Origin of the sequence: Blautia wexlerae (genome assembly GCF_013300825.1) — a bacterium.
Classification (GTDB): domain Bacteria; phylum Bacillota; class Clostridia; order Lachnospirales; family Lachnospiraceae; genus Blautia_A; species Blautia_A wexlerae_B.
In genome coordinates this window covers 114594-127196 of the sequence record NZ_JAAIMY010000003.1, presented here as the reverse complement: position 1 = coordinate 127196, position 12603 = coordinate 114594, and the positions used below count along the sequence as shown (strand labels likewise).

Below are 12603 nucleotides of genomic sequence, written 5' to 3'. Positions count from 1 at the left end.
TACACCATATTCATATTTTATTCACATTTGTTGGATATAATATGTATCAGAAAGATGACAAATCTTTCTTATAAATATTTTTCTTTTTCATACGCGCCGGTACGAAAGTACCGGCCTCCTTCCATTTATGGGAGTTTTTTTGTTTTACGGCGTTTTTATTACACCTTCATAGTCAAATGCCGGTATAAAACTCTCTCTGGCAGTTTCACCATCCTGAAAAAATCCATTTTCAATCCCAATCTCAAATGCATAATCCAGAACCTTCTCATATTCTCTTCCGGTTACGCGACGGTTTAGCTCTGTATATTCTTTCTGCTCAAAAACCGGCGTATACTGATTCATGATACTGACATAAATCTGATTTCCAAAAATCTCATGCAATAGCTTCAGTACTTTCTTTGAATTCCCTGTATGTCCCGGCAATATAAGATGTCTCACAATCGTTCCACGTTTCATATATCCATCTGCATCAAACTTTGGCATTCCTGTCTGGCGTACCATTTCACTGACAGCCTCCACAGCTCTCTCCGGATAATCATATGCGTGCGAAAATCTAGCTGCAAGTTCGCCTTCCGCATATTTATAATCCGGAAGATAAATATCCACATAACCCTCCAAACGTTTCAATGACTCCGTGCTCTCATATCCACCGCAGTTATAGACAACCGGTATCTTAAGTCCCTGCTTCTTTGCACTGTCCAAAGCTGCGATGATCTGCGGAACATAATGTGTCCCGGTTACCAGATTGATATTTGCAGCATCCTTTTCCTGCAATTCCAGGAATATTTCTGCCAGCCTCTCTTCTGTAATCTCAATCCCACTGTCACCAAGGGCAATCTCACGGTTCTGGCAGAAACAACACCGCAGATTGCATCCCGTAAAAAAAACCGCCCCTGAACCTCTGATTCCCGAAATACATGGTTCTTCCCACATGTGCAAAGCTGCCCTTGCAATCTTAACCTTCTGATCCATTCCGCAGTATCCGGTTTTTCCGGCTGTTCTGTCTGCATGGCAATTTCTCGGACATAAGCTGCAATCTGCCAGTATGTAGCTTTCTGTATCCTGTCTCAGAGTTTTATCTTTGTTTTCTTCTGTCTGTATTTTATTTACCTTCACTTTTCTCATCTGTCCTTTTGTCTTTCCCCGACTTGATATCTGTGCATCGCTCCGCTGCAAAACACTTCCCACAATTTACTTATATCATAATCGTTCAGCGCTTTCACAGTTACAGCGGATTGCCGGATAATTACTATCATTTATATCATTATACTACATTCCTCGATTACGTCTATTCATATTTCACGATTTCTTTTTTCAGCCTCTTCATAATCCTTTTTTCCAGTCTGGAAATATATGACTGGGAAATCCCCAGAAGATCCGCAACCTCCTTCTGCGTCTTCTCAGCAGCATTATCCTTTCCCAGACCAAACCTCAGGCGTATGATCGTCTGCTCTCTGGGTGACAGCTTACCGATTGCCTTTGACAGCAGTGAAATCTCCACTTCATCTTCCAGACGTCTGGAGATCACATCCTCATCAGTTCCCAGTATGTCAGAAAGAAGCAGTTCATTTCCATCCCAGTCTACATTCAGCGGTTCGTCTATGGACACCTCCATCTTTGTCTTACTATTGCGGCGAAGATACATCAGGATTTCATTCTCTATACATCTGGATGCATAAGTGGCAAGTTTAATGTTTTTTACGGGATTAAAGGTGTTGATTGCCTTAATCAGCCCTATAGTCCCTATAGAAATCAGGTCTTCCACCCCCACTCCTGTGTTGTCAAACTTCTTTGCAATATACACCACAAGCCTTAAATTATGTTCAATCAGCACAGATTTCGCTTCTTCCTCCTGCCCTGTTCCAAGCTTCTGCAGTATAAAAGCTTCACGCTTTGGCTCCAGTGGTGCAGGCAGCACATCATTTCCACCAATATAAAAAACTTCTCCTGAACGGTTCATCACCATTCTTGACACTACCTGTAATGGATAACAGCTCATAGTCACAACCCCTCCCGTTAAAGTAATCTGGAATTCAAAAGTACATCGTATTCCTTACCAAAAGCGGATGTTTCAAATGAAAATGCAAATACCGGGTCGTCTATACAGACAACCTCTGCAGGAGTCTGAATGCAAAGTTTCTCAAAAGTAACAGCCAGCATCATCCCCTGCTCTTTTCCTATGCTGTGGAAAAAAACAAAATGTGGGCGAAGCCCGGCGGTATCTGAAGCTCCAGACTCCCCGGTATCTTCTTTCAGGTGTTTCAAACAACTTACTGTTTCTTTTGAACATATTTCAGCCAAAACTTTTTCCGATCCTACAGATACCGGTTTTCCGTTTACAGAATCCATAAGAAGATTTCCGGAATCATAAAATCCATGAAAAGGATATCCATTTCCTTTATAGTATATAGTTATTGGATAGATATTCTTTGTCCGTATTCTCAGGGTATCCATCAGATATGACAATGCCGTAATACCAAGCCACGTTGCTGCTGCAAGGATCAGAAACATTTTGACCGTCAGATCATCACTGGCGATCACTTCCCAGAATCCCCCACACAGAAATGCGGCAAAATACAGTGTAAGTATTGCTTTAAGCAACAGACTTCCTCTCTTCAGATCACATCCGATCACCAGCATTCCTGCCGCACAGCCACCATGCAGCAAAACCAGTGCCGGAGGAAAAATCTCAGATTTCAGAGAGAAGTGAAGATAAATAATCCCACAGGAAAACACCGCACCTGCAACAGCTCCCAGAAGAGCTCTTTTTCTGCTTCTTCTACATTGAAATAATATCCCTGTAAATCTGATCAATATGTAATCTATCAGGAGATTTGTGAAAAAAACTACATCTATGTATATCTCGTAATGCATTTCCTTCCCTCCGTCTGATGCCATCTCTGACTTCTTTTTCACTTCGGTAAGTGAGATTCATTATACGTGATGAAGTGTGCAGATTTTGTCAAAACAGGGGGACTTCGTCTTATTATTTGTCGCACTAAATCGACAGTTTTTATCATACAAACCAAAATGAACATGTATTGACATATAATTGAAGTTAGAATAAAATGATAGATAATTTCTATGTTTTAGAAGGGCATCTTCTATACTGTCACAATTCAGACAGTATTTTATGTCTCTGCTACAAAACAGACTGGAGGATTTTAACATGAATAATATTACCGGACACACAGGTCTTACCGCGCTTTTAGGAAGCCCGGTGGCACACAGCATTTCCCCTTTGATGCATAATGAATCATTTCGCCTTCTCGGGCTTGACTATGTATATTTATGTTTTGATGTAAATGAAGAAACTCTTCCTGCAGCAGTTGCAGGATTAAAGACTTGCGGCATTCGCGGTTTCAACCTTACCATGCCGAATAAGAATAAAATTGTAGAATTATTGGATGAGCTTTCCCCTGAAGCCCAACTGATCGGTGCTGTCAATACTGTACTGAACGATAATGGAAAGTTAATCGGATACAATACAGACGGGTACGGTTTTATGCAATCTGTACGTGATGCGGGACATGATATTACCGGTAAAAATATAACTATCATGGGAATAGGAGGAGCTTCGATGGCCATCTGTGCACAGTCTGCCCTGGACGGTGCGGCTTCCGTACATATTTTTGCCCGCCGCACCAGCAGATACTGGAATCGCACACAGAAATTCGCTGAGAATCTCTCTGCTAAAACAGGTTGTAAGGTCTGCCTCTTCGACAATGATGATCATACTGCATTGCGAGATTCCATTGCACAGAGTTATCTGCTGATCAATGCAACCTCTGTAGGCATGGTTCCGGATATCGACGATACCATCATCAAAGATACGTCTCTGTTCCATCCTGAGCTTGTAGTGGCAGATGTTGTCTATGAGCCACAGGAAACCCGACTGCTCAGAGAGGCTAAAGCAGCCGGATGCCAGACCTTTAATGGCATGTATATGCTTCTTCATCAGGGGGCTAAAGCTTTCCAGATCTGGACCGGACAGGAGATGCCGGTTTCTGTTATTAAGGAAAAATATTTCTCTGTCAAATAGTGATTCGCATAACAGTCACATATTTCCCATCAGCTTATCTTTGATGATTGCCAGGATTTCTCTTGGAATATATATCAGAAGTCTCCATGAACGGTATCTGGAAGGAATAGGATAAATTTCTCTGCATCCACATTTCTTTCCTATGGCCGTTCCCCGGAAAACATGAAAATTATTGGTGACAATGCCTACCGAATGATTCAGTCCGATCATTCCCAGACTGAACTTCAGATTCTCTGTTGTGCTGGTAGATTTCTCTTCCAGAATCAGTCGTTCTCTGTCAATTCCATGTTCCACAAGATAATTGCACATTGCCTGAGCTTCTGTGATAGATTCTCCGTCCCCTTTTCCTCCGGACAGAACAGCCTTAGTCTCAGGATTCTCTTCCATATACTGTAAAGCCCTCCTGGTACGTTCCAGAAGGGCTTTTGTAAGCCGGGTGCCTTCTACATGGGCACCAAGCACGATAATATATTCCAGATTTGGATGCTTACGCATTCTTACCGCAGCAATATTTATATTTCTTGCCGCTTCCGCAAGGACAAGGATCATTACGTCCGATTTTCTTTGCTTTGACAACTGTTCCTGATTTCTTCTGCTCAAGATAAAGTTCTTTTCTCTTCTCCGGTGTGAAGATTGCATCCCACTGTGGCAGTTCATACAGCCAGTCAGCTCTTGCATCTACCATGTTCTTATAAAGAAGTTCTTTATCAAAGCACAGAGAAACCTTTGTGTTCTCATCCATTGTCTCAATCGGGTTCGGAATCTTCAGGCTGTCATTGATTCCATCAAGAAAACCAACCATTGTCAGAACTTCCTGTCCGTATTTCTCAGCCAGTTCCTTAACTGTACCGGTTACTACCTCATCCGGGTTGCTAAGAAGCTGCTCATAAATTCCTTTTTCAATATTAAAATAATTTGCCCAAAATCTCTGAAGTTTATTACGGTCTGCCTGCTGGTCATAGGCGATGGCACGCCACTGCTCTAAGATTGTTTTATCGCTCATTTCCTTTAATCCTCTTTTCCAATATTTCATAGGTATTATGCCTGTGCGGAAACATATGGAAAATATTCCTTCCACAAGCTTTATTATTATATCATCTTTCAGTTAAAAATACAAATGATATTCTTTGTATTTTTAGTGAATTTTAAGTTACTGTTCACACACCACTATCCCGCGAGGTGTTTTGGCATGAATATGCCAAAATCCCGAGACATACAAGCCAAAATTCCATTGCCACAGGCAATCTGGAATGAATTTTGGCTATGTTACTGAGAACGGAGTGAACAGTAACAATTTTAATTGACGCCCAGTTTCTCCAGTTCTGCTACTGCCTGTTTAAAAGATTTAAACTGAATTGCATGGATTCCCTGTTTTCTGGCTGCCTCACAGTTCTCCGCTCTGTCATCCAGAAATACGGATTTCTCCGGGTCAAGATGGTAGCGTCCGAGCAGGGTTTTGTAAATTTCCGGTTCCGGTTTGATCTGCTTTACCTGACAGGAGAACACTGCTCCGTCTACATATTTAAGAAACGTAAGTTTATCCTCCGTTCTCTCCAGTGTGTCAGTTGCATAATTGGAAAGAATATAAACATGATATCCTTTATCTTTCAGATATCTCACCCAGGTTTCTGCATAATCTGTTTTCTCAATTGTCTCGTCAGAACGGCGCATTACCTCCCGGATATCCTTCTCGTACTCCGGTGCAGCCTTTACCATCTGATCTACATAATATTGCTCAGTCTCGCTGCTTCTGTCTCTCTCATTCCAGGTATTACTCTGAAATACCACTTCTGCAATTTTATCACGCTCTTCTTTCGGAAAACCAAAACTGTCCAGATAAGTCTCCCAGTCATATTTTACAAGAACCTGTCCAACATCAAAAATAATATTCTCCATATTTGAATCTACCACCTTTTTATTCCTGTTCAGTAATTTGTAAACCATCCATATTGCATAAGCCATAATGGGAACCATAATCGCCACTGCAAGTGATGCTTTAAAATACCCTTGCGAATCCTCTCCGTTTCCAAACGCAAAAAACATCGGCATGCAGCACGCAAGAAGTAGGATTATAATTGCGATCCATGCCCCGATTTTCTTTATCTTATTATTATCTTTTTTCATAAGCCTCCAGTTATATAAAAGACACGCCGGAGAAATTCCCCGGCGTATAGTCTTATTTACCGTCTGCCGATCAGACAGGTAAATTATCCTTATTATTTATTTCTGTAGATGATATCGTCACGTCCTGGGCCATTGGAGATCATAGTGATCGGGAATCCGATATGTTTCTCAACGAACTCAACATACTTTCTGCAGTTTTCCGGCAGATCTTCATATTTTTTGATTCCGCGGATGTCACATTTCCATCCCGGCAGAGTCTCCAGAACCGGTTTTGCTTTCTCAAGCAGTGTAGTTGTCGGGAATTCTGTTGTTACTTTTCCATCAATCTCATATCCTGTGCAAACCGGAATTTCATCCAGATATCCAAGAACATCAAGGACTGTGAAAGCAACATCTGTAGTTCCCTGAAGACGGCATCCGTATTTGGAAGCAACACAGTCAAACCATCCCATACGTCTCGGACGGCCTGTAGTAGCACCAAATTCTCCACCGTCACCGCCACGTCTTCTCAGTTCATCTGCTTCATCGCCAAAGATTTCAGAAACAAATGCACCTGCTCCTACTGCACTGGAGTATGCCTTGCATACAGTAACAATCTGTTTGATCTCATATGGTGGAAGACCTGCTCCTACTGCACCATATCCTGCCAGGGTAGAGGAGGATGTAACCATCGGATAAATTCCATGATCCGGGTCTTTCAGAGAACCAAGCTGTCCCTCAAGAAGAACTTCCTTACCTTCTTTTAATGCGTTCCACAGATACAGGGATACGTCACATACATATGGTTCAACCATTTTCTTATATTCCATAAGTTCAGCAAATAATTCATCCACATTAAGAAGCGGTTTGTGATATAAATGTTCAAGAAGAACATTCTTTGTCGCACATACACTTGCAAGTTTTTCTTTCAGATGTTCTTCATCAAAAAGTTCACTTACCTGGAAACCAATCTTTGCATATTTGTCTGAGTAGAACGGAGCAATACCTGACTTGGTAGATCCGAAAGATTTGCCGCCCAGACGTTCTTCCTCATACTGGTCAAAAAGAATATGGTATGGCATAACCATCTGTGCTCTCTCGGAGATAAGGATCTTCGGAGCCGGAACACCTCTGCTTACCACTTCATTGTACTCTTTGAAAAATACCGGGATATTCAGTGCAACACCGTTGCCGATCACACTTGTAGTATGATCATAAAACACACCTGACGGCAGAGTATGAAGGGCAAATTTACCATAGTTATTTACGATTGTATGACCTGCATTTGCACCACCCTGAAATCTTACGATAATATCAGCCTTCTCAGCGAGCATATCGGTAATCTTACCTTTACCTTCATCTCCCCAGTTAGCACCAACAACTGCTTTTACCATTATATAATTCCTCCTGTATTTACCGATTACTGTTTACCCGACCTTGCAGAATGACCTGCCGGATATCATCAGGAAACAGCAACGCTTATTATCTTTTCTTTATATCAGATTCTGTAATATTCCAAACCGTTATGTTAAGTATTTACTGATCAGACATTAATCTCAGCTTTCACTCCCAGAAGTTCCTTATGGGAATCGAGGATTGGCTGAACTACTGTATTTACAAATCTCTCTGTCTGCTCTTTAGCACGTCCGATATATTTCTTCGGATCCATGGATCTCTGCAGATCTTCCAGAGAAAGGTTGAATGCAGGATCTGCTGCGATCAGTTCCAGCAGATTATTATCTTTGCCTTCTACCTTAACAGTCTTTCCGGCTTCCATGGAAAGCTCACGGATACGCTCATGAAGTTCCTGACGGTCACCGCCTGCTTTTACAGCATCCATCATGATATTCTCTGTAGCCATGAATGGAAGCTCTGCCATCATATGTTTCTCGATAACCTTCGGATAAACAACCAATCCATCTACAACATTAAGACAGAGGTCAAGGATTCCGTCAATAGCAAGGAATCCTTCCGGAATGCTCAGACGCTTATTTGCAGAGTCATCCAGAGTTCTCTCAAACCACTGAGTTGCAGATGTGATTGCCGGGTTAAGGGCATCTACCATTACATATCTGGAAAGGGAAGCAATACGCTCACTTCTCATAGGATTTCTCTTATACGCCATTGCGGAGGAGCCGATCTGAGATTTCTCAAATGGTTCTTCTACTTCCTTCAGATGCTGAAGAAGGCGGATATCATTGGACATCTTGTGTGCACTTGCTGCAATTCCTGCAAGAATATTGGCAACACGTGTATCTACCTTACGGGAATAGGTCTGTCCGGATACCGGATAGCATTCCTTAAATCCCATCTTCTCTGCGATCATCGGATCAATCTTGTCGATAGTCTCCTGATCTCCGTCAAACAGTTCCAGAAAGCTTGCCTGTGTTCCGGTTGTACCTTTGGATCCCAGAAGCTTCATTGTTCCCAGAACATACTCCAGATCCTCCAGATCAAGCAGGAATTCCTGTGTCCAGAGTGTTGCACGCTTACCTACTGTAGTAGGCTGTGCAGGCTGAAAATGTGTAAATGCCAGAGTAGGCTGATCTTTATATTTATCAGCGAAAGCAGAAAGCTCGGCAATAACATTGACCAGTTTCTTCTTCACAAGCTTTAATGCTTCTGTCATTACAATAATGTCTGTATTATCACCTACATAACAGGAGGTTGCTCCCAGATGGATGATTCCTTTTGCTTTCGGACACTGTACGCCATACGCATATACGTGAGACATAACATCATGACGCACCTGACGTTCACGTTCCTTTGCAACGTCATAATTGATATCCTCTGCATGTGCCTTCAGTTCATCAATCTGCTCCTGTGTAATGTTAAGGCCAAGCTCTTTCTCTGTCTCAGCAAGTGCGATCCAGAGTCTTCTCCATGTGCGGAATTTCATATCCGGGGAAAAAATATACTGCATTTCTTTGCTGGCATAACGTTCTGATAAAGGACTTACATATCTGTCTGTACTCATCTTCACTCTCCTGTTTTTTATAGGATATTATTTTTAATCCTTTTATTTCACTTCTGTACGTACGTTTTTCTCAACCACGTACGTTGAAATTATATAACATCATTCCTCTAAAAGCAACCACAAAAACCTTATCCCTGATGGAATTTACCAAGAAATTCTTTCATTCTCGCATGTTCTGATTCAAATACCTCTTTTGGACTCCCCTCAACTGCGATCAGTCCCTTATCCATAAAAATAATATGATCAGAGATATCTCTTGCAAATGTCATCTCATGAGTGACGATCACCATAGTGATGTGCTCTGCTGCCAGATCTTTGATTACCTTAAGAATTTCACTGGTAAGCTCCGGATCAAGAGCGGAAGTAGGCTCATCAAAAAACAGGATCTTCGGATTCATACATAATGCTCTGGCAATAGAGACACGCTGCTGTTGACCGCCGGAAAGCTGAAACGGATATGCATTCTCTCTGTCTGCAAGTCCCATCTGCTTTAACAGAGTTCTTGCCTGTGCATAAACCTCTTCTTTCTTTCTCTTCTGCACTCTGATCGGAGCATCTGTGATATTTTTCAGTACGGAAAAATGGGGGAAAAGATTAAAGTTCTGAAATACCAGTCCCACATCCCCCTGCTTGATGATCTCACCGCTGTCCGGTGTCTCAAGACCGGTGGCACAGCGGAGAAGTGTGGATTTACCGGAACCGGAAGGTCCGATAATACTAAGAACCTCACCCTCCTCTACCTGAAGTGAAATGTCTTTTAATACTTCAAGGCTGCCGAAGCTCTTCTTTATGTTTTTCATTTCAAATAATACCATAGCAAATATTCCTCTTAAATTAAATGATGTCAGAGTCAAAAAATGTTTTATAACCCCAGCCGCCTGTCAGCGATAATAATTCAGTTTTTTCTCAATCTTATCCATTACAATCGCAACAAGAAGATTGAACACAAAATAGAAAACAGCAGCGATCACAAAAGGCATCATAGTCGTCTGTGCACTTGCAATCTGTTTTGCAATTGTAAACATCTCCGAAACAGCAACAACAAATGCCAGTGACGTATCCTTTACCAGCGTGATAACCTCATTTGTCACAGATGGAAGGATTCTCTTGATCACCTGCGGCAGAATGATCCTGAAAAATGTCTGAGCCTTGCTATATCCCAGGATCTTTGCAGCCTCATACTGTCCCGCTGAAATAGATTCGATTCCTCCTCTGTAAATCTCTGCAAAATATGCAGCATAGTTAATACTGAATGCGATAAACACAGCGATCAGGCTGTATCCCATGGAAATACGGATTCCAAAAATAAAGTATGGTCCGAAATACACAACCATCAATTGCAGCATTAACGGGGTTCCACGCATAACTGATATGTAGGCAGACACAATTCCACGTATCACCGGATTCTTAGACATTCTGCCAAAGCAGATCAGAAGTCCCAGCGGAAGTGAAAAAAGTAATGTCACTACAAAAATCTCTACAGAAACCACCATACCACTGGCAAGCTGCTGCAGCATTACACTTAAAGACATAAGCTTTCCTCCTGAAAAATTTCTCCTGTACAGTAAGAAAAGAGGGTGCACAAAATGTACCCTCCATTCCTTTATAATCCGGACAGCCTGCACATAGCTGCCCTCTTGTATCATAACTGTTTTTGTTCCGGCTGACTATTCAGCATCTTTCGCTGTATCAGCTGTATCTGATTCTGCAGTGTCTGCATCGGAAGCACCATCCTCTGCTGCATCATCTTTTTTATCATCAGATTTCTCGTCATCTCCAATGCAGAGCATATCTGCTACTTCATACTTCTCAGCAAGTTTATCAACTTCACCTGCATCATAAAGTTTCAGAACTTCTTCCCATACTGTATCTTTCAGCTCATCGTTACCCTTCTTAAAGCCGATTCCATACTGTTCGCTCTGGATTGGCTCGTCGAGAATCACATATTTTCCTTCTTCTCTCTGAGAAAGCTGATATTTGGCAACACCGATATCTACTGCGATGGCATCTGCAGCGCCGGAATCCAGATTCATGAATGCTGTATTGTAATCAGGATTCTCTGTCAGTGATGCAAAGCTTGCTGTAAGATCCTTATTATCATCGCTGTTTAATGCATCCAGTGCTGCGGAAGCGGCCTGAACTACTACATTCTTGCCTGCCAGATCATCCAGCTTCTCAATCCCTGAATCGGCTGCAACAACCATCACCTGCTCATTGTTCAGATATGGATCTGACCATGTATAGTCATCCTCACGTCCGTTAATTGTAAATCCGTTCCAGATACAGTCAATAGAACCGGAATTCAGTTCCATATCCTTGGAATCCCAGTTGATCGGTTTCTTTACAAGTTCCCATCCGAGATTGTCACATACTTCCTGTGCAAGGTCAAGGTCGAAACCAACATAATCTCCATTATCGTCTTTATATCCGAAAGGAGGATACTCTGCATCAAAGCCTACAGTTAATGTCTTACTGTCAGCATCTGCATATACAGAAACAACACCTGTCATCATAGAAGCTGCCATAACGCCTGCCATGAATACTGCTAAAGTTCTCTTTTTCATGATAAATATCTCCTCTTTATCTGTTTTCTTATTTATCACATAGTCACTCTACCATGTAAAAGTATGTGTTAATCCTATCACACACTATCCTCTCTGTCAAGCGTAAGTTCAAAGATAGTCATGATCCCGTACTTCTGTGATAATCTTTCATAAGCCTTTCCAGAAGGGCATCCAGGTTTTCTTCATCTGTCGTCTTTTCCGGCACGGCCTCGAAAGCTTTCAAAGACTGCCGTACCTCTTCTTTTATATCCTTTTTCAGTTCTTCGTCCACCTCAAGATTTTCCATAACCTTATCATAATCCGTCTTATCATGAACACTGCTGTAGGCTATGATATAAGACTTTAAAGCTTCCTTTGAACGACCTTCTCTGTATGACTCCAGAAAACATTCCTGTGCTTTCTCCATCTGAAAAAGATAGCTGTATGCGCAGCCAAGATTATAGCGCACTGAAGCTGCAAATCCTTTTCTCTGCTCGGCCAGATCATCTCTTTCCAAGATTTTCTGATATACCTGTATGGCATTTACATACATTCCGTTTTCAGTCAGTGCATCTCCCTTTCTCTTCTGACGAACTGCCGCTTTCTCTTTTCCGTAAGTCACAATCCTGCTGTTAAAATCTTTCATCTCCTCATAAGTAAGATAATTGATTTCCTTAAAAACAGGATAAATCATCTCTTCCACACTTACATTTCTCTCCAGATTCTGTTTCAGCTTCGCAGCCAGATGCACAAGCCCAAGCTCGTCCCTGAGCCAGACACATAGTTCCTCATTAAAGACAGTATGATCGGCAAGATAAAGATTGTGGTACAGATAATAACAGAGTTCTTCTATAGAATAAATATTCATACTGATATTCTCTATAAAATAAGGACGCTGTGCTTTTTTTGTCTGACATAAAATATATCCGCTCATTGTT

The 12603-nt window shown here is 41.7% G+C and carries 13 protein-coding genes; 1 reads left to right on the top strand and 12 read right to left on the bottom strand.

Annotated features, from left to right (window positions below; translation table 11 throughout):
• Positions 1-144 precede the first annotated feature (144 nt).
• From G4417_RS02910 to G4417_RS02900, 3 genes are all read right to left on the bottom strand, one after another.
• Positions 145-1125 carry a radical SAM protein gene (locus G4417_RS02910; RefSeq protein WP_173682567.1) on the bottom strand — a complete coding sequence of 327 codons (981 nt, stop codon included), beginning with the start codon at positions 1123-1125 and terminating at the stop codon, positions 145-147.
• Between the two features lie 163 nt (positions 1126-1288).
• Positions 1289-1999, bottom strand: coding sequence for an RNA polymerase sporulation sigma factor SigE (gene sigE / locus G4417_RS02905; protein WP_173682566.1), 711 nt, complete (start codon positions 1997-1999; stop codon positions 1289-1291).
• A 17-nt stretch (positions 2000-2016) separates the two neighbouring features.
• On the bottom strand, positions 2017-2874 hold the full coding sequence (locus tag G4417_RS02900; RefSeq protein WP_173682565.1) for a sigma-E processing peptidase SpoIIGA: 858 nt from the start codon (positions 2872-2874) through the stop codon (positions 2017-2019).
• A 295-nt stretch (positions 2875-3169) separates the two neighbouring features.
• Between G4417_RS02900 and G4417_RS02895 the strand changes: the two genes are divergently transcribed.
• Positions 3170-4042 carry a shikimate dehydrogenase gene (locus tag G4417_RS02895; protein WP_173682564.1) on the top strand — a complete coding sequence of 291 codons (873 nt, stop codon included), beginning with the start codon at positions 3170-3172 and terminating at the stop codon, positions 4040-4042.
• 15 nt (positions 4043-4057) lie between these two features.
• Here G4417_RS02895 and G4417_RS02890 read toward each other — a convergent pair whose 3' ends face one another.
• The 9 genes from G4417_RS02890 to G4417_RS02850 all read right to left on the bottom strand — a co-directional run bounded on the left by G4417_RS02890 (position 4058) and on the right by G4417_RS02850 (position 12599).
• On the bottom strand, positions 4058-4537 hold the full coding sequence (locus tag G4417_RS02890) for a YdcF family protein (protein WP_025577363.1): 480 nt from the start codon (positions 4535-4537) through the stop codon (positions 4058-4060).
• Positions 4530-5045 (bottom strand): SEC-C metal-binding domain-containing protein, encoded by a 516-nt coding sequence (locus tag G4417_RS02885; RefSeq protein WP_020994084.1) that lies wholly within the window; start codon positions 5043-5045, stop codon positions 4530-4532. The genes G4417_RS02890 and G4417_RS02885 overlap by 8 nt, the downstream gene beginning before the upstream one ends.
• A gap of 293 nt (positions 5046-5338) precedes the next feature.
• Positions 5339-6166, bottom strand: a complete 828-nt coding sequence (locus G4417_RS02880) for an HAD family hydrolase (RefSeq protein WP_243268820.1) — start codon at positions 6164-6166, stop codon at positions 5339-5341.
• Positions 6167-6258: 92 nt separating this feature from the next.
• Positions 6259-7539, bottom strand: coding sequence for an adenylosuccinate synthase (locus G4417_RS02875; protein ID WP_008704193.1), 1281 nt, complete (start codon positions 7537-7539; stop codon positions 6259-6261).
• Positions 7540-7688: 149 nt separating this feature from the next.
• Positions 7689-9122, bottom strand: coding sequence for an adenylosuccinate lyase (gene purB, locus G4417_RS02870; protein WP_020994086.1), 1434 nt, complete (start codon positions 9120-9122; stop codon positions 7689-7691).
• Positions 9123-9250: 128 nt separating this feature from the next.
• Positions 9251-9937, bottom strand: coding sequence for an amino acid ABC transporter ATP-binding protein (locus tag G4417_RS02865; protein WP_008704195.1), 687 nt, complete (start codon positions 9935-9937; stop codon positions 9251-9253).
• A 66-nt stretch (positions 9938-10003) separates the two neighbouring features.
• The gene (locus tag G4417_RS02860; RefSeq protein ID WP_173682563.1) at positions 10004-10654 is read right to left on the bottom strand and encodes an amino acid ABC transporter permease; all 651 of its coding nucleotides are present in this window, start codon (positions 10652-10654) and stop codon (positions 10004-10006) included.
• Positions 10655-10789: 135 nt separating this feature from the next.
• Positions 10790-11686, bottom strand: a complete 897-nt coding sequence (locus G4417_RS02855; protein ID WP_173682562.1) for an amino acid ABC transporter substrate-binding protein — start codon at positions 11684-11686, stop codon at positions 10790-10792.
• Between the two features lie 118 nt (positions 11687-11804).
• Entirely contained in the window at positions 11805-12599 is a 795-nt protein-coding gene (locus G4417_RS02850; RefSeq protein WP_173682561.1) for a hypothetical protein, read from the bottom strand.
• Between the last annotated feature and the right edge of the window lie 4 nt (positions 12600-12603).